This window comes from Pedococcus cremeus (assembly GCF_900111375.1).
In the GTDB taxonomy this organism is placed as follows: domain Bacteria; phylum Actinomycetota; class Actinomycetes; order Actinomycetales; family Dermatophilaceae; genus Pedococcus_A; species Pedococcus_A cremeus.
Genome location: NZ_FOHB01000016.1, coordinates 1 through 19,827 on the forward strand (window position 1 = coordinate 1; position 19,827 = coordinate 19,827).

Here is a 19,827-nt window from a genome sequence, read left to right on the forward strand (position 1 = left end):
GGCGCTCGGCCAGGCTCAGGCAACGACCCGCCTGGTCGCCGTGGCGCTGGTTCCCCTCCATGACCACAACCGTAGGGGCGACCACCGACAACCCAACTCACACCGCGACGCGCGAAAACCCTTGCAGCGCAAAAGCTTTCGCGGCATACCGGGTCTCCGAGGGCAAGCGCGGTGACGCACCCTGTGGACGGTGTGACGGCACGGTGACGTCTGTGGACAAGGTGCGTTGTCCCCAGCCAGCGTCTGGGGCGTCGCTCGGTCCACAGGCGGATCGTCGCGAGGCGACTGCCCTCTCGTTGCTGCCTACCTTCGTGGGGTGCACAGGGACACCGAGGGCCTCCGCCGCATGGCGACCACCACGCGGCTGCAGGCAGACCGCGTGCGGCTGCTCGCGTTCCGGGTGCGAGCCGTGGGCGCTGTCCGGTGGCGGTCGCCCGCCGCGGATCTCTACCGGGCGCAGGTCGAGGCCCGCGCGCGCCGACTGGAGGGCGAGGCAGAGGCGTCCCACTGCCTGGCCCGCTGTCTCGACGACCTCGCCGACGCGGTCGAACGGCAGGGGGGCCGGCTGATGCGAGGTGACTGAAGGGCGCGGGCCGACGGGGCTCGACGTCACGGGCGGGATCGGCGGCGTGGGCGCAGCGCTCGAGGACCTCACCGCGGCGTCCGCCCGACTGGTCGAGACAGCCGGCGACGTGGCCGAGGTGGCAGCGGTGCTGCTGAGAGCCAACCTGCACGCCGACCTCCTCGTGGCGGCGACGTCCTGTCCGGCCGAGGTGCTTCGGGCGGCTGAAGGCTTCGCCGAGCTGGCCGGACCCACCGGTCTGCCGGCCGACGCAGCCGCCCTGCTCGCACTGGCGACGAGTGTGCGGTCAGCCGTGGCTGCCTACGAGGCGGGGGAGGAGGCGGTGGGCACCCTCGTGGAGTCGGTGCAGGACTCGGCGGTCTTCGCGTTGTCGCGGCAGCCTTTGGCGATCACCGCGGCCGTCGTGGCTGCGGACCGTGCCGGGGTCGACGTGGCTGCGGAGTCCGACCGGTTGCTCTTCAGGGCACCGCGGCTGGCCGACCTGGCCGGCGGGGTCGAGGGCGTGGTTGCCGGCCCAGCGACGCCCCTCGACTACGAGGACGGGCTGGGCCTGGTCGTCGGAGCCGCATCCACTAGGGGCTGGCTCACTGAGGTCGGTGCCCACGTTGTTGTGACCCCGGTGCCTGACAGGGTCCGCACCGGCCGGCTCGAGGTGCCGACCACCATCGCCGACCTCGTGGCCACCCAGGGCGAGCTCGCCGGCCCGGACGGCCGGCCGGACCGCGTCCGCATCGTGCAGGTGCCCCAGGCCGACGGCTCGTCCGCGTGGGTCGTGGTGGTCCCGGGCACCCAGGAGTGGTCGCCCGCCGCCGGCGCCAACCCGTCGGACCTCACCAGCGACGTGTTGCTGATGGCGCGGAAGGAGACGCTGCTCGCGGCGGGCGTGGAGACGGCGCTCCGGACGGCCCAGCAGCAGGCCGGACGTGATGGGCTGGGCGACCCGGTGCTCCTGGCCGGCCACAGCCAGGGCGGGATCGTGGCCGCGGCACTGGCCGCCGACCCAGCCTTCCGTCGGCGCCAACGGGTCACGCACGTCGTCACCAGTGGTGCACCGGTCGCCCGCATGCCCGTCCCGCCCGAGGTGTCGGTGCTGTCGCTCGAGCACCGGCAGGACGCGGTGCCCCGGCTGGAGGGAGAGCGCAACGCCGACCGCCGCAGGTGGGTCACGGTCACCCGCGACCTGCGGGGGAGTGACGTGCAGACGGCGAGCGCCTCCCACTCGGCCGCCAGCTACCGCGAGACCGCTGCCCTCGCCGACACATCCGGCTCGAGCTCGGTGACGGCGTGGAGGGCCGGCAGCCACGCCTTCCTCGCCGGCGACGCACACGGCGTGCCGACCGTGCGGGACTACGTGGTGGAGCGCGACACTGCCGGGCGTCAGGTCGGCCCAGCGCCCTGATGGCAAGATCGACGCGTGAACCCCTCCACCGCGCTGGCCACCGTGCTCGTCGACGAGCTGGTGCGCTGCGGCGTCCGGGAGGCGGTGCTCTGCCCCGGCTCTCGCTCGGCACCTCTGGCCTACGCGCTGCAGGAGGCCGACCGGGCGGGCCGGCTGCGGCTGCACGTGCGGGTCGACGAGCGTTCGGCGGGTTTCCTCGCGCTCGGGCTGGCCAAGGTGACCCGGGTCCCGGCGGTGGTCGTGACCACCTCGGGCACGGCGGTGGCCAACCTGCACCCGGCCGTCCTCGAGGCGCACCACGGCCAGGTGCCGCTGCTGGTGCTGAGCGCAGACCGACCCCCGGAGCTGCGCGGCACCGGTGCCAACCAGACCACGACGCAGCCGGGGATCTTCGGCCCGGCCGTGCGCTGGTCGCACGAGCTCGGCACGCCCGAGCGCCGCGCCGGCCAGGTGCCGTCGTGGCGTTCGTCGGTGTGCCGCGCGGTGGCCGCCAGCCGGGGGCGTCCCGGTGGCGTCGCCGGACCGGTGCACCTCAACGTGCCGCTGCGTGAGCCGCTCGTCCCGACGTCCGACGGGGTGTCGCCCGACGAGCTGGAGGGTCGCCGCGACGGCGCGCCCTGGGTCGAGGTTCCCCCGGCCGCGGTGGGGCACTCCCGACCCGTCGAGGCGGTGCCGCGCACCGTGGTGGTCGTCGGTGACCTGCCCGAGCCCGGGTTGGCCGAGGCCGCCATCGACTGGGCGCGCGAGAGCGGGTGGCCCGTCGTGGCCGAGCCGTTCGGTGCCGGGGCCGAGGGCGTGGTGCCCCACGGCCCGCTGCTCCTTGGCGTCGAGGACTGGCTCGCCCAGCACCTGCCCGACCGGGTCATCACCGTCGGGCGGATCACGCTCGCCCGGCCGGTCGCCCAGCTGCTGCGGCGCACCGGTGTCGTCGTCGAGACGGTGACCGCCTCACCCGCCTGGGCCGACCCGGGCCACACCGTCAGCGCGGTGCACGACCTCGGCGTGCTCCACCACCCCGTGCCGTGCGAGGACCCGCGCTGGACCGCGACCTGGCGCGAGGCGGGCACCGCCCTGGCCGGGGCCATCGCCGAGGCCGGGCTTCCGTGGCCCACCGGACTCGCGGTGGCCGAGGCGGTCCTGGGCGCGGTGCCGCACGGGTCACTCCTCTTCGTGGGGTCGTCCAACGCGGTGCGCGACCTCGACCTCTCCGCCGACCGCACCAGCCGCGCGGCCGTCGTCGCCAACCGCGGTCTCGCCGGCATCGACGGGTGCGTCTCCACCGCGGCCGGCCTGGCCCTCGCCGCGACCGTGCCGACCTATGCGCTGCTCGGCGACCTGACCTTCCTGCACGACTCGGGCGGCCTGCTCATCGGGCCGCACGAGCCGCAGCCGGATCTCACCCTCGTGGTGACCAACGACGACGGCGGCGGGATCTTCACCCTCCTCGAACCCGGTGAGCCCGAGCGGTCGGCCGACTTCGAACGCATCTTCGGCACCCCCACCGGCACCAACCTCGCCGCCCTGTGCGCCGCCCACGGCGTGCACCACCAGCGCGTCGAGGACCGTGAGGCCCTCGTCGACGCCGTGGCACAGCGCCCCGCTGGGCTGCGGGTGCTCGAGGTCGCGGTCGACCGCTCCGGGCACCGTGCGGCCCATGACCGGTTGCGCCGAGTGGCGACCGAGGCCCTCGGCGCGGGCGCCGGCACCACGACCCGCTAGAACATGATCGCCGCCACCGGCTGACGGTCGGTGGCGAAGGCCGTCGACAGCCCGGCCAGCGAGCCCGGCATGACCTCCTCGACCAGCCCCTGAACCGCCTGCGACGCCAGGCTGCGCAGCCCGGCATACGCCGACCCCAGCGCCTGCACGGGCAGTCGCACGTCGGCGGCCTCCTCGGTGCGCTCGCAGGTCGCCGGCTCACCGGCTCCGGCGCAGGCGAGCCGCCAGCGTCCCTCGTTCCACGGGCACACGGGGTCGACCACGTCGAGCACGACGTCGACCGGAGCGGCGAGGCCACGCTGCTCCAGTGCGGCGCCGACGTCGACCAGCCGCAGCCACAACGAGTCGTGCAGCGTCGTGCCGACCGCCCGGGGACCGCCGCCCCACCACAGCACCGGGTCGTCGAGGCTGCCGTACCGCATCTGCACCGAGCCGGTCAGGTCGAAGTCGAGGAGACGCCGTGCGAGGGCCAGTAGCGCCGGCGCGTCCTCGGCCGCCACCTCGTGGCAGGTGAGCGTCCCCTGCGGCTGGCCGTGCTCCCACTTCTCGGCCCGCTGGAACACCGCAAACCCGACGACCTGCCCGTCGCGCTCGGCGAGGAGGACCTGCTGTGCCTCCCGGCCACGGCGGTGCTCGGGCACGTCACGGGCGGTGTTGCGCGCCATCTGCAGCGGCATGACGACGCCGCCGAGCGCGGCCCCGGTGAGTCGGCTGTGCAAGGCGTGCACCTGGTCGGCGACGCCCTCCCGGGCGAGCGGGACCATGCGGGTGGTCACCGCGTCGGCTGCCGCCACCACGGCGGGCGGCGCCTGCAGCCGGTGCCCCCGCGAGAGCCGCAGCACCGCCTCGAGGGAGGCGACGGCATACCCGAACCTGCCGTAGATCGTCGGCTCGGAGGCGTGCAGCCCCGAGATGGCGATGCCCTGCTCGTGCAGGTCGGCGAAGTGGTGCCGGATCATCTGCGAGAGCACGCCGCGCCGCCGCTGGTCGGGGTGCACGCCCACCCAGGTCAGGCCCGCCATCGGCACCGCGTGCAGCCCGCCCTTGGGGGCCGGCACGGTGACGGTCATGTCGAACGACCCGTAGATGCCGGCGAACGGCGGCTCACCCGTGGTCGTCGCGGCCCAGCACCGGCTCAGGTCGAGCGAGCCCAGTGCCTCGTCCCACCGCCGCGGCGGCTCCGTGAAGAAGGCCGCCTGGTCGACGGCGAGGAAGTCCTCGGCGACCTCGGGGGAGACGGGGACGATCCGGTATGCCGCGTGCTCGCCTGCCATGCCGCCGATCCTCCCCGCCGCGTGCCACCGGGTGCCAGTGGTTTAGCGGCAGGGCCGTGGCGCGGTGGGCCGTGAGGTGTCAAGCGCCGGTGAGGGCGTCGCGCATCGGCACGAGCTTCGCGTCGGACTCGGCCACCTCCGACTCGGGGTCGGAGCCGGCCACGATGCCGCAGCCGGCGAACAGCCGGAGGGCGGCCGGGTCGTCGGCCTCGTACGCGCCGCAGCGCAGGGCGATGCCCCACTCGCCGTCGCCGGCCGCGTCCATCCAGCCGACCGGACCGGCGTAGCGGCCACGGTCCATGTCCTCGAGCTCGGCGATGACCCGGTCGGCCACCTCGGTCGGGGTGCCGCAGACGGCGGCCGAGGGGTGGAGGGAGGCGGCGAGGGCCAGCGAGGTGGTCCGGTCGCCGAGCACCCCGGCGACGTCGGTGGCCAGGTGCATGACGTTGCTCAGGTGCAGCACGAACGGCGACTCGGGCACGTTCATCGACGAGCAGTGCGGGCGCAGCGCGTCGGCGACGGAGCGCACGGCGTACTCGTGCTCCTCGAGGTCCTTGGACGAGCGGGCCAGGGAGCCGGCCAGGGCGAGGTCGTGCCCGTCGTCGCCGGTGCGGCGGATCGTGCCGGCCAGCACCCGCGACGTGACCAGGCCCTTCTCGAGCCGCACCAGCATCTCGGGGGTCGCGCCCACGAGGCCGTCGACGGCGAAGACCCACGTGGTGTCGTAGCGCTCGGCCAGCCGCTGCAGCAGCCAGCGCGGGTCGACCGCCTTGTCGGCCTGCACGCGCAGGTCGCGGGCGAGCACGACCTTGTCGATCTCACCGGCGGTGATCCGCTCGACCGCCTGCGACACCCGGCCGGCCCACTCGGCCGACGACAGCGCGCCGTCGGCGAAGGTCACGCCCTCGGGCTCGGTGGGCGCTGCCTGCGGGGACGGCGCAGCGGGAGCGGGGACGGAGGCGTCGGTGCCGATGGTGGTCAGCCACCACCTGCCGTCGCGGCAGCCGACGACGACCTCCGGCACGATCAGCGTCGCCCCCGCGGGCGACTCCGCGGCATACGACACTGAGCCGAAGGCGACCGGTCCGGTGCCCGGCACCCCCACCTCGTCGCGCACGACGGCGGTGGAGACGACGCGTCGCCACCACTCCTGTGCCTCGGCGAAGCGGTGCGGGCCCGTGGTGGTGAGCTCCAGTGCCCGGCCCCAGCCCACGATGCCCTCGCCGCGGCGCACCCAGCTCGAGACCTCGCGCGGGTCGTCGAGCGCCGGCAGCAGCGACAGGAGGGTGGCGGGGGAGTCCGACGACACGGGAGGGTCGAGGGCGACGGTGCGCGCCACCAGCGGCGTGCCGAGGGGGCGGGCCGCGAGACCGGGGTCGGGCGAGGTGGTCATGTCGCGGGCCAGCCTACGGCGCGACCGGGCTGGCGTAGGCCCCAGGGCGGTCATCGGGGAGGATGGGCCCATGACCCGCGCCAGCCTCGACAAGGACCCCCGCGACGTCGCCGCGATGTTCGACGACGTCGCCACGAAGTACGACCTCACCAACGACGTGCTCTCGATGGGACAGGACCGGCTGTGGCGCAGGGCGGTCGTCAAGGCAGTGGCCGCGCAGCCCGGCGAGCGGGTGCTCGACATCGCCGCCGGCACCGGCACCTCCAGCGAGCCGTTCGCCGACGCCGGCGTCGAGGTCGTGCCGGCCGACTTCTCGCTCGGGATGCTGGCGGTCGGCAACCGCCGCCGCCCCGACCTCGGGTTCACCGCGGCCGACGCGATGCGGCTGCCCTTCGCCGACGAGTCGTTCGACGTGGTGACCATGTCGTTCGGTCTGCGCAACGTCGCCGACACGGCCGTGGCCCTGCGCGAGTTCCTCCGGGTCACCCGTCCGGGCGGCCGCCTCGTCGTGTGCGAGTTCAGCCAGCCGGTCAACAAGGCCTTCCGCACCGTCTACAACGAGTACCTCATGCGCTCGCTGCCGCCGATCGCCCGCAAGGTCAGCTCCAACCCCGAGTCCTACGTCTACCTCGCCGAGTCGATCCAGGCGTGGCCGGACCAGCGCGCCCTGGCGCAGACCATCCTCGGCGCTGGCTGGTCGGACGTCGCCTGGCGCAACCTGACGGGCGGGATCGTGGCCCTGCACCGAGCGGTGAAGCCGGGCGGTCCGGTGCTCGTCGGCGACGCCGGAGCGGTTAGGACCGCCTAAGTACGCAGGGGTTGCGGGGCAGGCATAGACTCCCCCAGCATTTCGTGAACAGGTTCACAAGCGTTTCGAGGCAGGCGTGAGTCAGAGCATCACCACCAGCGGATCCGTGGCGCAGCCGACGGAGACTGCCGACGTCATCGTCGTCGGTGCGGGGCCTGCCGGATCGGCGACCGCGGCATACCTCGCCATGGCCGGCCTCGACGTCCTGCTCCTGGAGAAGACCGCGTTCCCGCGCGAGAAGGTCTGCGGTGACGGCCTCACCCCGCGCGCCGTCAAGGAGCTCATCACCCTCGGCATCCCCACGCCGGAGGAGGATGGCTGGATCCGCAACCACGGCCTGCGGATCATCGGCGGCGGCATGCGCCTGTCGCTCCCGTGGCCCGACCTCGCGAGCTTCCCGCCCTACGGCCTGGTCCGCACCCGGCAGGACTTCGACGACATCCTCGCCAGGCACGCCGTCAAGCACGGCGCCCGCCTGCACGAGTCGACCAACGTCACCGGCCCGGTGCTCGACGACACCGGCGCGATCGTCGGCGTCTCGGCCAGGGCCGTCGACGAGAAGGGCCGGTCCACCGGTCCCGAGCTCGTCTACCGCGCGCCGCTCGTGGTGGCCGCCGACGGCAACTCCTCCCGCCTCTCGCTGTCGATGAACCGCCCCAAGCGCGACGACCGCCCGATGGGGGTCGCGGTCCGCACCTACTACACGAGCCCGCGCCACGACGACGACTACCTCGAGTCCTGGCTCGAGCTGTGGAGCACCGACGAGAGCGGCAAGCGCGTCCTGCTGCCCGGCTACGGCTGGATCTTCGGTGTCGGCGACGGCACCTCCAACGTCGGTCTCGGCATCCTCAACACCTCCTCCGCCTTCGGCAAGACCGACTACAAGGACGTCATGCGTCGCTGGGTCGCGACCATGCCGGAGGAGTGGACCTACAACGACGAGACCATGGTCGGCCCGATCCGTGGCGCCGCCCTGCCCATGGGCTTCAACCGCCAGCCGCACTACGGCAAGGGCCTGCTGCTCGTCGGTGACGCCGGCGGCATGGTGAACCCGTTCAACGGCGAGGGCATCGCCTACGCCATGGAGTCCGGCCGCCTCGCCGCCGAGGTCATCGCGCAGGCGTTCGCACGGGGCGACGACGCCCGGCGCGAGCGCGTGCTGCAGTCCTACCCGGGCGTCATGAAGGACGCGCTGGGCGGCTACTACACGCTGGGTCGGTACTTCGCGAAGATGATCGGGAACCCCGAGGTGATGCGCCTGGCCACGAAGTACGGCCTGCCGCGCACCACCCTCATGAAGTTCCTGCTGAAGGTCATGGCCAACCTCGCCGAGCCGCGCGGCGGCGACGCGAGCGACCGCCTGATCAACGCCCTGTCGAAGATGGCGCCCGACGCGTGACCGGTGATGCGGTGAAAATCACTGCCCCTAGGATTGGGGCGGATTGCTCGCATTTCCGCACCACCGTCGGCGCGAGAAATGTCGGTCAGACACAAGAAAGGGGAGTTGCGCGGTGACCAACCCCTACGTCCCGCTGCTGTTCCTGCTGGCGATCGGCGGAGGCTTCGCGGTCTTCTCGGTGTTCGCCGCCTCCATCGCAGGACCGAAGCGCTACAACCGCGCCAAGCTCGACGCCTACGAGTGCGGGATCGAGCCGACCCCACAGGCTGCCGGCGGCGGCCTGCGCGTGCCGATCAAGTACTACCTGACCGCGATGCTCTTCATCATCTTCGACATCGAGTCGGTCTTCCTCTATCCGTTCGCAGTCGCCTTCAACCAGCTCGGTCTGTTCGCGCTGGTCGAGATGGTGCTGTTCATCATCACCGTGTTCGTCGCGTACGCCTATGTCTGGCGTCGCGGCGGGCTCGAGTGGGACTGACACCGGTCCCTCCGGGTTTGTAGAGAACGAGGACAGCTATGGGAATCGAAGAGAAGCTCCCCGCGGGCTTCCTGCTGACCACCGTCGAGCAGGTGGCCGGGTACATGCGGAAGAGCTCGGTCTGGCCCGCGACCTTCGGCCTCGCCTGCTGCGCCATCGAGATGATGGCCGTCGGCACCCCCGACTACGACATCGCCCGCTTCGGCATGGAGCGCTTCTCGGCGACTCCGCGCCAGGCCGACCTGATGATCGTCGCCGGCCGCGTGAGCCAGAAGATGGCACCGGTCGTCCGCCAGGTCTATGACCAGATGCCTGAGCCCAAGTGGGTCATCTCCATGGGCGTCTGCGCCAGCTCCGGCGGCATGTTCAACAACTACGCCATCGTGCAGGGCGTCGACCACATCATCCCGGTCGACGTCTACCTGCCCGGCTGCCCGCCTCGGCCGGAGATGCTCCTCAACGCGATCCTGACGCTGCACGAGCAGATCCAGGGCAGCAAGCTCGGTGTGAACCGCGTGGCCGCCGCCCGCGCCGCCGAGGAGGCCGCGATGCGCGCGACGCCGACCCACCAGATGACGGGCCTGCTCGCCGAGGGCGCCGGCAGCCTCCGGGTCGCAGCGGGCCAGCAGGCGCCGCACGACCACACCGTGTCGCACGCCGGCTCGCACCACCACCACGGAGGTGTCGCGTGAGCGACGAGAAGAACCCCGTCGAGAAGGCGGACGACCAGCCGACCCCCACGGCCGACCGGAAGCCCTCCGAGGCGGTTGACGTCGCCAAGACCCAGGCCTCCCTGCCCGGCGCCAACGCCGAGGTGGAGAAGGACCCGACCAAGGCCGCCGTGCAGCACGGCGCCACCACCGGTGACAACCTGCCCGCCGCCCCCGGCACCGTGCCCGAGCCCGAGGTCATCGGCGAGCGCCGCGGCATGTTCGGCGCCGGCGACATCGGCGACACCTCCGGCTACGGCGGCCTGCGTTCGCCGATCCTGTTCCCGGGTGCGGCCCAGCGTCCCTACGGCGGCTGGTTCGACGAGCTGGCCGACAGCCTCGAGCGCGGCCTGGTCGGCGGCGCGGCGTCGTTCAGCGAGTCCGTCGAGAAGGTCGTCGTCGACCGCGGGGAGCTGACCCTGCACGTGCGCCGCGAGCACCTGCCCACCGTGGCGCGCGTGCTGCGCGACGACCCCGCCCTGCGGTTCGAGATCTGCACCGGCGTCTCCGGCGTGAACTACCCCGCCGAGGAGGGCCGCGAGCTCCACGCGGTCTACCACTTCCTGTCGATCACCCACGGCAGCCGGCGCGTGCGCGTCGAGGTCTCCTGCCCCGACGGCGACGCCCACATCCCCTCGATCGTCTCGATCTACCCCGCGGCCGACTGGCACGAGCGGGAGACCTGGGACATGTTCGGGATCGAGTTCGACGGCCACCCGTCGCTGACCCGCATCCTCATGCCCGACGACTGGCCGGGCCACCCGCAGCGTAAGGACTACCCGCTCGGCGGCATCCCCGTCGAGTACAAGGGCGCCACCGTCCCGCCGCCGGACCAGCGGAGGTCTTACAACTGATGTCCACCACCCACGAGACCCACCACCCGCGCCGCGAGGGACAGGCGGCGCAGACCGCGGGCGCCAACGACGCCCTCGACATCTACGCGACCTCGGCCGCCGACACCGCCGACACCGAGGGCGCCCGCGTCTTCAACGCCGCTGGCGGCGACTGGGACCAGCTCTCCGACGAGGCGACCGCGCTCCACGAGGAGCGGATCGTCGTCAACATGGGCCCGCAACACCCGTCGACGCACGGCGTGCTCCGGCTCATCCTCGAGCTCGACGGCGAGTCGGTGACCGAGGCCCGCGCGGGCATCGGCTACCTGCACACCGGCATCGAGAAGAACATGGAGTTCCGCACCTGGACGCAGGGCGTGACGTTCTGCACCCGGATGGACTACGTGGCGCCGCTGTTCAACGAGGCGGTCTACTGCCTCGCGGTGGAGAAGCTGCTCGGCGTCACCGACCAGATCCCCGAGCGCGCCAGCGTCATCCGCGTCCTGATGATGGAGCTCAACCGCGTCTCCAGCCACCTCGTCGCCCTCGCGACCGGTGGCATGGAGATGGGCGCGACCACCGTCATGACGGTCGGCTTCCGCGAGCGTGAGCGGGTGCTCTCGATCTTCGAGATGATCAGCGGCCTGCGCATGAACCACGCGTTCATCCGCCCCGGCGGGGTCGCCCAGGACCTGCCCCCGGGCGCCATCGACAAGGTGCGCGACGCGGTGCCGGCGATCCGCAAGGGCCTCGGCGAGCTCGAGCTGCTGCTCAACGAGAACCCGATCCTCAAGGGCCGCACCGTCGACGTCGGCTACCTCGACCTCACCGGCTGCATGGCGCTCGGCATCACCGGGCCGATCCTGCGCTCGACGGGCCTGCCGCACGACCTGCGCAAGTCCGACCCCTACTGCGGCTACGAGACCTACGACTTCGAGGTCGTCACCCGCGACAGCTGCGACGCCTACGGCCGCCTGCGGATCCGCATCGACGAGATGTACGAGTCGCTCAAGATCGTCGAGCAGTGCGTCGACCGGCTGCAGGCCAACCCCGGCCCGGTCATGATCCAGGACAAGAAGATCGCCTGGCCGGCGCAGCTGGCCATCGGCGGCGACGGCATGGGCAACAGCCTCGACCACATCCGCGAGATCATGGGCACCTCGATGGAGTCGCTCATCCACCACTTCAAGCTGGTGACCGAGGGCTTCCGGGTCCCGCCGGGCCAGGCGTATGCCGCGGTGGAGAGCCCCAAGGGCGAGCTCGGCTGCCACGCGGTGTCCGACGGCGGCACCCGCCCGTTCAGGGTCCACTTCCGCGACCCGTCGTTCAACAACCTGCAGGCCACGGCCGCGATGTGTGAGGGCGGCCAGGTCGCCGACGTCATCGTCGCCGTCGCCTCGATCGACCCCGTCATGGGAGGCGTGGACCGCTGATGGCTACTGAGTTCGGTCACCAGACCGCGTCGGGTCACCTCACGGTGCCGGCCGAGAGCAAGGAGCCGTATGCCGCGGACGTGCTCGCGCAGCTGTACGCCGACGCGGAGCTGGTGGTGGCCCGCTACCCCCAGAAGCGCTCGGCCCTTCTGCCGCTGCTGCACCTCGTGCAGAGCGTCGACGGCTACATCACCGGCCGCGGCATCGACTTCTGCGCGGAGGTCCTCGACCTGACCCGCGCGGAGGTCTCCGGTGTGGCGACCTTCTACACGCAGTACAAGCGCCACCCCAACGGCGAGTACACCGTCGGCGTCTGCACCAACACGCTGTGCGCGATCATGGGCGGCGACCAGATCTGGGAGTCGGTCTCCGAGCACCTCGGCATCGGGCACGACGAGACGACGCCGGACGGCAAGATCACCCTCGAGCGCATCGAGTGCAACGCGGCGTGCGACTACGCCCCGGTGGTCATGACCAACTGGGAGTTCTTCGACAACCAGACGCCGGAGTCGACCAAGCAGCTCGTCGACGACCTGCGCGAGGGCAAGCCGGTCGCCCCGACCCGCGGCCCGAGCCGGGTCTGCACCTTCAAGCAGGTCTCCCGCGTCCTCGCCGGCTTCCACGACGGCCTGGCCGACGAGGGCGTCGGCGCCGGAGCGGCCTCGCTGGTGGGCCTGAACGTCGCGCACGAGCGCGGCTGGACCGCCCCCGACACCGACGTGCACGTCACCGGCGAGCACCAGGCGCAGGCGACCGCCGGCGGCATGGCGGCCGGTCGACACCCCTCTACCGACACCCCGGCCAACGAGCCCGACGAGCTGCCCGGTGGCGACGACGCCGACAAGAACGGAAAGTGAGCGCCGCGATGACGAACCTCACCCCGATCCTCACCAAGTTCTGGGACGACCCCCAGTCCTGGACGCTCGAGACCTACCGCCGCAACGACGGGTGGAAGGCGTTCGATAAGGCGCTGAAGATGGAGCCGGCCGCGCTGGTCCAGATGACCAAGGACTCCGGCCTGCGTGGCCGTGGCGGCGCCGGCTTCCCCACCGGCATGAAGTGGGGCTTCCTGCCCCCGCCGGACGGCGGCCCCCGCTACCTCGTCGTCAACGCCGACGAGTCCGAGCCGGGCACCTGCAAGGACATCCCGCTCATGATGGCGGCGCCGCAGTTCCTCATCGAGGGCGTGGCGATCACGTCCTACGCGATCGGCTGCAACCACGCCTTCATCTACCTGCGCGGTGAGGTCGTCCACGTCTACCGGCGCCTGCTGCGCGCGGTGGAGGAGGCCTACGCGGCCGGCCTGCTCGGCAAGAACATCATGGGCAGCGGCTTCGACCTCGAGGTCACCGTGCACGCCGGTGCCGGCGCCTACATCTGCGGCGAGGAGACCGCGCTCCTCGACAGCCTCGAGGGTCGCCGCGGCCAGCCCCGCCTGAAGCCGCCGTTCCCGGCCGTCGCGGGTCTGTACGCCCGCCCGACCGTGGTCAACAACGTCGAGTCGATCGCGTCGGTGCCGCCGATCCTGCTGCACGGCGCCGACTGGTTCGCCGACATGGGCACCGAGAAGTCGCAGGGCTTCGGCATCTTCTCGCTCTCGGGCCACGTGAAGAACCCCGGCCAGTACGAGGCCCCGCTCGGCATCACGCTGCGCGAGCTGCTCGACATGGCCGGCGGCATGCGCGACCCCCAGAAGAAGCTGAAGTTCTGGACGCCCGGTGGCTCCTCGACCCCGCTCTTCACCGACGAGCACCTCGACGTGCCGCTGGACTTCGAGTCCGTCGGCGCGGCCGGCTCGATGCTCGGCACCCGGGCGCTGCAGATCTTCGACGAGACCACCTGTGTCGTGCGGGCCGTCGACCGCTGGACCGAGTTCTACAAGCACGAGTCCTGCGGCAAGTGCACCCCGTGCCGCGAGGGCACCTGGTGGCTGAAGCAGATCACCGGCCGGCTCGAGAACGGCCAGGGCAGCGAGGAGGACCTCGAGAAGCTGCTCGACATCTGCGACAACATCCTGGGCCGCGCCTTCTGCGCCCTCGGCGACGGTGCCACCTCGCCGATCACCAGCAGCATCCAGTACTTCCGCGAGGAGTACATCGCTCACCTGACCAACGGCGGGTGCCCCTTCGACCGGGACGCCTCGTCGCTGTTCGCGAAGGACAACGTGCCCGCATGACGACGACGAACCCCACCACCAGCCCGAGCGCGGGCGGCAACGCGGTCAGCACCGGCGGTGACGCGACCGTCCCGCCGCCCGTCGACATGGTGACCCTCACCATCGACGGCGTCGAGGTGTCGGTGCCGAAGAACACGCTGGTGATCCGGGCCGCCGAGGAGATCGGCGTCCAGATCCCGCGGTTCTGCGACCACCCGCTGCTCGAGCCGGTCGGCGCCTGCCGCCAGTGCCTCGTCGACGTGGCCATGCCCGGCCCGGACGGCTCGCTGCGGCCGATGCCGAAGCCGCAGGCCTCGTGCACCATGACCGTCGCCAACGGCATGGAGGTCAAGACCCAGCTGACCTCCAAGGTGGCCGACAAGGCCCAGCAGGGCGTCATGGAGATGCTCCTCATCAACCACCCGCTCGACTGTCCGGTCTGCGACAAGGGCGGCGAGTGCCCCCTGCAGAACCAGGCGATGAGCAACGGGCGCGCGGTGTCCCGCTTCGAGGACATCAAGCGCACCTACCCCAAGCCGATCAACATCTCCTCGCAGGTGCTGCTCGACCGCGAGCGCTGCATCCTCTGCGCCCGCTGCACCCGCTTCTCGGACCAGATCGCCGGTGACCCGTTCATCGCGCTCGTCGAGCGCGGTGCGCTCCAGCAGGTCGGCATCTACGAGGAGAAGCCGTTCGAGTCGTACTTCTCCGGCAACACCGTCCAGATCTGCCCGGTCGGCGCGCTGACCGGCGCGGCATACCGGTTCCGGTCCCGCCCGTTCGACCTGGTCTCCACGCCGAGCGTCTGCGAGCACTGCGCCTCCGGGTGCGAGCAGCGCACCGACCACCGCCGCGGCGTCGTGCTGCGACGGATGGCGTGGAACACGCCCGAGGTCAACGAGGAGTGGAACTGCGACAAGGGCCGCTGGGCCTTCCAGTACGCCACCACCGGTGACCGCTTCACGATGCCGATGGTCCGTGATGAGCACGGCGAGCTCCAGGTGGCGTCCTGGCCCGAGGCGCTGGCTGCTGCGGCGGCCGGCCTGCACGGCGCCCGCGCCGGCGTGCTCGTCGGTGGGCGCGTGTCCGCCGAGGACGCCTACGCCTACGGCAAGTTCGCGCGCACCGTGCTCTCCACCAACGACGTCGACTTCCGCGCCCGTCCGCACTCCGCCGAGGAGACCGAGTTCCTCGCCTCCTCCGTGGTCGCGACGGGGCCTTCTGTTGATGCAGCACGCGGGGGGGCCGTCACCTACGCGGACCTCGAGAACGCGAAGACGGTCGTCCTCGTGGGCTTCGAGCCCGAGGAGGAGTCGCCGATCGTCTTCCTGCGCCTGCGCAAGGCGACGCGGAAGAACAAGACGACCGTGTATGCCGTGGCCCCCTTCGCCACGCGGGGCCTCGCCAAGCTGGCCGGTCACCTCATCGCCTCCGCCCCCGGCACCGAGGCCGAGGTGCTGGCGGCGCTGGCCGACGACGGCCAAGGGCACGAGGGCGCTGCCAAGGCCGCCGAGGCGCTGAAGGGCGAGGGCGCCGTCGTCCTGGTCGGTGAGCGCCTCGCCACCGTGCCCGGCGCGCTGTCGGCCGCGGCCTCACTGGCCGCGACCACCGGTGCCCGGCTGGCCTGGGTGCCGCGCCGCGCCGGTGAGCGCGGTGCGCTCGAGGCCGGTGCGCTGCCCACCCTGCTGCCCGGTGGCCGCCCGGTCGCCGACGTGGCCGCGCGCCAGCAGGTCGCCGAGGCCTGGGACGTCGTGGGCCTGCCCGACACCCCGGGGCGCGACACCGCGGGCATCGTCGGAGCCGCCTGCGCCGGCGAGCTCGGGGCCCTGGTGGTCGGCGGCGTCGATGCCGGCGACCTCGCGGACCCGCGCGTCGAGGAGGCCCTGGCCAAGACGTTCGTCGTCTCCCTCGAGCTGCGTCCCTCCTCGGTCACCGCGGTGGCCGACGTCGTGCTGCCGGTCGCGGCGCACGCCGAGAAGGGCGGCACGTTCGTCAACTGGGAGGGTCGCGTGCGGCCGTTCCAGGCGGCTCTCGACTCGGGCGCCATGTCCGACTACCGGGTGCTCGACATGCTGGCCAGCGAGCTGGGCGTCTTCCTCGGCACCCGCACCCTCGCCGAGGTCCGCTCCGAGATGGCCACGCTCGGCCCGTGGACCGGTGTCCGCGCCGCCGCGCCGTCGGTCGACGCGGGCGACGTGCCGAGCGCGGGTGAAGGCGAGCTCGTCCTGGCCACGTGGCACCACCTGCTCGACCAGGGCAGCCTGCAGGACGGCGAGCCGTTCCTCGCCGGCACCGCCCCGAGGAGCCGGGCCCGCGTCTCCACCGCCACGGCGGTCGCGTTCGGCCTCACCGAGGGCGACCTGGTGACGGTGTCCACGGCCTCCGGAGCGGTGACCGCCCCGGTCGAGGTCGTCGAGGGCATGGTCGACCACGTCATCTGGCTCCCCACCAAGTCCGACGGCAGCCACGTCCGCTCCACGCTCGGCGTGGGCGCGGGCGCCGTCGTCACCGTCAGGAAGGGCGCAGCATGAGCAGCCTGGCCTTCGCAGCCGAGGCCGTGACCGGCATACCGCACCTCGCGGCAGCGGTGCCGGGTGCCGACAACCCGCACGCCGACTTCAGTGACACGCCCTGGTGGCTGTCGCTGGTCAAGGCGCTGCTGGTCTTCGTGTTCCTGCTGGTGAACACGCTGGTCGTCATCTGGTTCGAGCGGCGCGTCATCGGCCGGATGCAGCAGCGTCCCGGCCCGAACCGCACCGGCCCCTTCGGCCTCCTGCAGACCCTCGCCGACGGCATCAAACTGGCACTCAAGGAGGACCTGACGCCGAAGAACGCCGACAAGGTGGTCTTCGCGCTCGCGCCGATGATCGCCGGTGCCATGGCGTTCGTGTCCTTCGCGATCATCCCGATGGGCCCGATGGTCAGCATGTTCGGCCACCGCACCCCGCTGCAGCTGACCGACACCCCCGTCGCGGTGCTGCTGGTGCTCGCCGTCGCCGGTGTCGGTGTCTACGGCATCGTGCTCGCCGGCTGGTCCTCCGGCTCGACCTACCCGCTGCTCGGTGGCCTGCGCTCGACCGCCCAGGTCATCTCCTACGAGATCGCCATGGGCCTGGCCCTGGTCGCGATCTTCCTCTACAGCGGCTCGATGTCGACCTCGCAGATCGTCTACTCGCAGCGCGACCTCTGGTACATCCTTCCCGCGTTCTTCTCCTTCCTCGTCTACGTCGTGACGATGGTCGGCGAGACCAACCGACTGCCGTTCGACCTCGCCGAGGGCGAGGGTGAGCTCACCGGTGGCTTCCACACCGAGTACTCCTCGCTGAAGTTCGCGATGTTCTTCCTCGGCGAGTACGTCAACATGTTCACCGTCTCGGCCCTGGCCACCACGATGTTCCTCGGTGGCTGGCAGGCGCCCCCCGGCATCGCCGCCATCAACGACGGCATGTTCAACCACGGCTGGTGGGGCCTGCTCTGGTTCGTCATCAAGCTCTGGCTCTTCATGTTCTTCTTCGTCTGGCTGCGTGGCTCCCTGCCTCGTGTGCGCTACGACCAGTTCATGAGGTTCGGCTGGAAGTTCCTCATCCCCGTCACCCTCGCCTGGGTCGTCGCCGTGGCGTTCATCCGCGGCGCGCAGCTCGGCTACTTCGGCAACAGCTCCGTCGGCCTGGCCGGCCGGGAGTTCCCGGTCGCGACGCTCATCATCGTCGGCCTCATCGCCGCCCTGGCCCTGGCCGTCACCTGGGTGTGGGAGGGCAAGCAGGCCGAGAAGCAGGCCGCCGCCGAAGCCCAGCTGCCCGAGGAGATCGACCCGTTCGCGGGTGGCTACCCGGTGCCGCCCCTGCCCGGCCAGCGGCTGCGCGAGCCGTCCCTGGCCATCGAGAAGGAGAGCAACCGTGCCTGAGCAGAAGAAGGGCGGGTTCTTCTCCGACCTCTTCGCCCCGGTCGGCGGATTCGGCGTCACGTTCGCCACGATGTTCCGCAAGCTGGAGACCGAGGAGTACCCGGAGGAGAAGCGGCCCACCCAGCCGCGGTTCCACGGACGCCACCAGCTCAACCGTCACCCCGACGGGCTCGAGAAGTGCGTCGGCTGCGAGCTGTGCGCCTGGGCGTGCCCGGCCGACGCGATCCTCGTCGAGGGCGCGGACAACACCGACGACGCCCGGTTCTCCCCGGGTGAGCGCTACGGCCGCGTCTACCAGATCAACTACCTGCGCTGCATCTTCTGCGGCCTCTGCATCGAGGCGTGCCCGACGCGGGCGCTGACCATGACCAACTTCTACGAGCTGGCCGACAACAACCGCGGTGACCTCATCTTCACCAAGGAGCAGCTGCTGGCCCCCCTCCAGGAGGGCATGCTCACGCCGCCGCACCCGATGGTCGACGGCATGGAGGAGCGCGACTACTACCAGGGCAAGGTCTCCAAGGCCACGCCCGAGCAGGAGCGCTGGGTGAGCGAGCACCAGGCCGAGCCCGAGGACGGGCTCGCCTGGACCGGGGACCCGGTCGAGGGCGTCGACACCCTGGCCGGCGGGCGCCAGGCCACTCGCGACACGGACAAGGCGGTGAAGCGATGACGGGCACGGGCGAGCAGGTTCTCTTCTGGGTCCTCGGACCCATTTCTGTGCTGGCCGCACTCGGGCTGCTCTTCGCGAAGAAGGCGGTGCACGCCGCGATCGGCATGGCGCTGGTGATGATCAACCTCGGCGTCTTCTACATCGCCAACCAGGCCGACTTCCTCGGCATCATCCAGATCTTCGTCTACACCGGCGCGGTCATGATGCTGTTCCTGTTCGTGCTCATGCTCGTCGGTGTCGACTCCTCCGACTCCCTCGTCGAGACGCTGAAGGGCCAGAAGGTGGCGTCGCTGCTGCTGGCCCTCGGCCTCGCCGTGATGGTCTTCCTGGCCATCGGCAAGGTCGCCTTCCCCCCGATGAAGGGGCTCGACTCGGTCAACGCGGGCACCGGCAACGTCACGGGCGTCGCCAACCTGATCTTCGGCCAGTACGTGTGGGTCTTCGAGATCACCAGCGCCCTGCTGATCACCGCCGCCCTCGGCGCCATGGTGCTCGCGCACCGCGAGCGCATCGGCGAGCGCCCGAGCCAGCGCACCTGGTCCGAGCGCCGGATCCGCGAGAACCGCAACGTCGCCGGCCTGCCGGCCCCCGGTGTCTACGCCCGCCACAACGCGGTCGACACCCCGGCGCTGCTGCCGGACGGCACCCCGAGCCAGCTGTCGGTCTCCCGCGTGCTCAGCGCACGTGAGCAGGTCATCACGCCGGTGCGCCACGTGGAGTCCGAGCACGACATCGAGCACGAGATCGAGGAGGGCCGGGACCGGTGAACCTGGTCAACTACATCTACCTGGCGTCGCTGCTCTTCGCCATCGGCGGTGCCACGGTGCTCATGCGCCGCAACGCCATCGTCGTCTTCATGGGCGTCGAGCTCATGCTCAACGCCGTCAACCTGATGTTCGTCACGTTCGCCCGCATGCAGGGCAACCTCGACGGCCAGGTGATCGCCCTGTTCGTGATGGTCGTGGCCGCCGCCGAGGTGGTGGTCGGCCTTGCGATCATCATCGCGATCTTCCGTGCCCGCCGGTCGGCCTCGGTCGACGACGCCAACCTGCTGAAGCTGTAGAAG

18 protein-coding genes are annotated in these 19,827 nt (G+C 71.6%); 16 read left to right on the forward strand and 2 right to left on the reverse strand.

All coding sequences use genetic code 11. The annotated features are described in order from the left end of the window. Positions 1-316 precede the first annotated feature (316 nt). From BMW78_RS20045 to menD, 3 genes are read left to right on the forward strand one after another with little or no spacing between them, the layout of a single operon-like run. The gene (locus BMW78_RS20045) at positions 317-583 is read left to right on the forward strand and encodes a hypothetical protein (RefSeq protein ID WP_091763321.1); all 267 of its coding nucleotides are present in this window, start codon (positions 317-319) and stop codon (positions 581-583) included. Beyond that, complete coding sequence (locus BMW78_RS20050; protein ID WP_143056360.1) at positions 576-1,982, forward strand: PGAP1-like alpha/beta domain-containing protein; 1,407 nt, start codon at positions 576-578, stop codon at positions 1,980-1,982. Before BMW78_RS20045 ends, BMW78_RS20050 begins: the two co-directional genes overlap by 8 nt. 15 nt (positions 1,983-1,997) lie before the next feature. Next, a complete protein-coding gene (menD, locus tag BMW78_RS20055; RefSeq protein ID WP_091763325.1) occupies positions 1,998-3,701 on the forward strand; it encodes a 2-succinyl-5-enolpyruvyl-6-hydroxy-3-cyclohexene-1-carboxylic-acid synthase in 1,704 nt (567 codons plus the stop codon). On the opposite strand, the gene BMW78_RS20060 is transcribed toward menD, so the two are convergent. Together BMW78_RS20060 and BMW78_RS20065 are read right to left on the reverse strand one after the other, a co-directional pair. Beyond that, the gene (locus BMW78_RS20060; RefSeq protein ID WP_091763327.1) at positions 3,698-4,975 is read right to left on the reverse strand and encodes a GNAT family N-acetyltransferase; all 1,278 of its coding nucleotides are present in this window, start codon (positions 4,973-4,975) and stop codon (positions 3,698-3,700) included. The two genes, menD and BMW78_RS20060, sit on opposite strands and share 4 nt — an antisense overlap. A gap of 79 nt (positions 4,976-5,054) precedes the next feature. After that, a complete protein-coding gene (locus BMW78_RS20065) occupies positions 5,055-6,368 on the reverse strand; it encodes an isochorismate synthase (protein ID WP_091763329.1) in 1,314 nt (437 codons plus the stop codon). Between the two features lie 70 nt (positions 6,369-6,438). On the opposite strand from BMW78_RS20065, the gene BMW78_RS20070 reads away from it, so the two are divergent. From BMW78_RS20070 to nuoK, 13 genes are all read left to right on the forward strand, one after another. Next, positions 6,439-7,176, forward strand: a complete 738-nt coding sequence (locus BMW78_RS20070) for a demethylmenaquinone methyltransferase (protein ID WP_091763331.1) — start codon at positions 6,439-6,441, stop codon at positions 7,174-7,176. 76 nt (positions 7,177-7,252) lie between these two features. Further along, positions 7,253-8,575: a geranylgeranyl reductase family protein gene (locus BMW78_RS20075; RefSeq protein ID WP_091763333.1), complete on the forward strand. Its 1,323-nt coding sequence runs from the start codon at positions 7,253-7,255 to the stop codon at positions 8,573-8,575. A 112-nt stretch (positions 8,576-8,687) separates the two neighbouring features. Beyond that, a complete protein-coding gene (locus BMW78_RS20080; RefSeq protein ID WP_091763335.1) occupies positions 8,688-9,053 on the forward strand; it encodes an NADH-quinone oxidoreductase subunit A in 366 nt (121 codons plus the stop codon). Between the two features lie 38 nt (positions 9,054-9,091). Continuing rightward, the gene (locus BMW78_RS20085) at positions 9,092-9,745 is read left to right on the forward strand and encodes a NuoB/complex I 20 kDa subunit family protein (RefSeq protein ID WP_245736039.1); all 654 of its coding nucleotides are present in this window, start codon (positions 9,092-9,094) and stop codon (positions 9,743-9,745) included. Between the two features lie 179 nt (positions 9,746-9,924). After that, positions 9,925-10,617, forward strand: a complete 693-nt coding sequence (locus BMW78_RS20090) for an NADH-quinone oxidoreductase subunit C (protein WP_245736041.1) — start codon at positions 9,925-9,927, stop codon at positions 10,615-10,617. Continuing rightward, positions 10,617-12,029 (forward strand): NADH-quinone oxidoreductase subunit D, encoded by a 1,413-nt coding sequence (locus tag BMW78_RS20095; protein ID WP_091763337.1) that lies wholly within the window; start codon positions 10,617-10,619, stop codon positions 12,027-12,029. The genes BMW78_RS20090 and BMW78_RS20095 overlap by 1 nt, the downstream gene beginning before the upstream one ends. Further along, positions 12,029-12,886, forward strand: a complete 858-nt coding sequence (nuoE, locus tag BMW78_RS20100; protein ID WP_091763339.1) for an NADH-quinone oxidoreductase subunit NuoE — start codon at positions 12,029-12,031, stop codon at positions 12,884-12,886. The genes BMW78_RS20095 and nuoE overlap by 1 nt, the downstream gene beginning before the upstream one ends. Before the next feature lie 8 nt (positions 12,887-12,894). Further along, complete coding sequence (nuoF, locus tag BMW78_RS20105) at positions 12,895-14,205, forward strand: NADH-quinone oxidoreductase subunit NuoF (protein WP_091763341.1); 1,311 nt, start codon at positions 12,895-12,897, stop codon at positions 14,203-14,205. Beyond that, the gene (locus tag BMW78_RS20110; protein WP_091763343.1) at positions 14,202-16,715 is read left to right on the forward strand and encodes an NADH-quinone oxidoreductase subunit G; all 2,514 of its coding nucleotides are present in this window, start codon (positions 14,202-14,204) and stop codon (positions 16,713-16,715) included. The genes nuoF and BMW78_RS20110 overlap by 4 nt, the downstream gene beginning before the upstream one ends. Beyond that, a complete protein-coding gene (gene nuoH / locus BMW78_RS20115) occupies positions 16,712-18,088 on the forward strand; it encodes an NADH-quinone oxidoreductase subunit NuoH (protein ID WP_091763345.1) in 1,377 nt (458 codons plus the stop codon). The genes BMW78_RS20110 and nuoH overlap by 4 nt, the downstream gene beginning before the upstream one ends. Then, the gene (gene nuoI, locus BMW78_RS20120) at positions 18,081-18,761 is read left to right on the forward strand and encodes an NADH-quinone oxidoreductase subunit NuoI (RefSeq protein WP_091763347.1); all 681 of its coding nucleotides are present in this window, start codon (positions 18,081-18,083) and stop codon (positions 18,759-18,761) included. The genes nuoH and nuoI overlap by 8 nt, the downstream gene beginning before the upstream one ends. Next, positions 18,758-19,528, forward strand: coding sequence for an NADH-quinone oxidoreductase subunit J (locus BMW78_RS20125; RefSeq protein WP_091763349.1), 771 nt, complete (start codon positions 18,758-18,760; stop codon positions 19,526-19,528). The genes nuoI and BMW78_RS20125 overlap by 4 nt, the downstream gene beginning before the upstream one ends. Then, positions 19,525-19,824, forward strand: coding sequence for an NADH-quinone oxidoreductase subunit NuoK (gene nuoK / locus BMW78_RS20130; RefSeq protein WP_091763351.1), 300 nt, complete (start codon positions 19,525-19,527; stop codon positions 19,822-19,824). Before BMW78_RS20125 ends, nuoK begins: the two co-directional genes overlap by 4 nt. The last annotated feature ends 3 nt before the right edge of the window (positions 19,825-19,827 follow it).

Excerpts from the sequence above, each read along its gene's own strand:
- BMW78_RS20070 (WP_091763331.1), top strand. The coding sequence starts at position 6,439 with ATGACCCGCGCCAGCCTCGACAAGGACCCCCGCGACGTCGCCGCGATG.
- nuoE (WP_091763339.1), top strand. The coding sequence starts at position 12,029 with ATGGCTACTGAGTTCGGTCACCAGACCGCGTCGGGTCACCTCACGGTG.
- nuoH (WP_091763345.1), top strand. The coding sequence starts at position 16,712 with ATGAGCAGCCTGGCCTTCGCAGCCGAGGCCGTGACCGGCATACCGCAC.
- BMW78_RS20060 (WP_091763327.1), bottom strand. The coding sequence starts at position 4,975 with ATGGCAGGCGAGCACGCGGCATACCGGATCGTCCCCGTCTCCCCCGAG.
- BMW78_RS20085 (WP_245736039.1), top strand. The coding sequence starts at position 9,092 with ATGGGAATCGAAGAGAAGCTCCCCGCGGGCTTCCTGCTGACCACCGTC.
- nuoF (WP_091763341.1), top strand. The coding sequence starts at position 12,895 with ATGACGAACCTCACCCCGATCCTCACCAAGTTCTGGGACGACCCCCAG.
- BMW78_RS20125 (WP_091763349.1), top strand. The coding sequence starts at position 18,758 with ATGACGGGCACGGGCGAGCAGGTTCTCTTCTGGGTCCTCGGACCCATT.
- BMW78_RS20065 (WP_091763329.1), bottom strand. The coding sequence starts at position 6,368 with ATGACCACCTCGCCCGACCCCGGTCTCGCGGCCCGCCCCCTCGGCACG.
- BMW78_RS20110 (WP_091763343.1), top strand. The coding sequence starts at position 14,202 with ATGACGACGACGAACCCCACCACCAGCCCGAGCGCGGGCGGCAACGCG.
- BMW78_RS20095 (WP_091763337.1), top strand. The coding sequence starts at position 10,617 with ATGTCCACCACCCACGAGACCCACCACCCGCGCCGCGAGGGACAGGCG.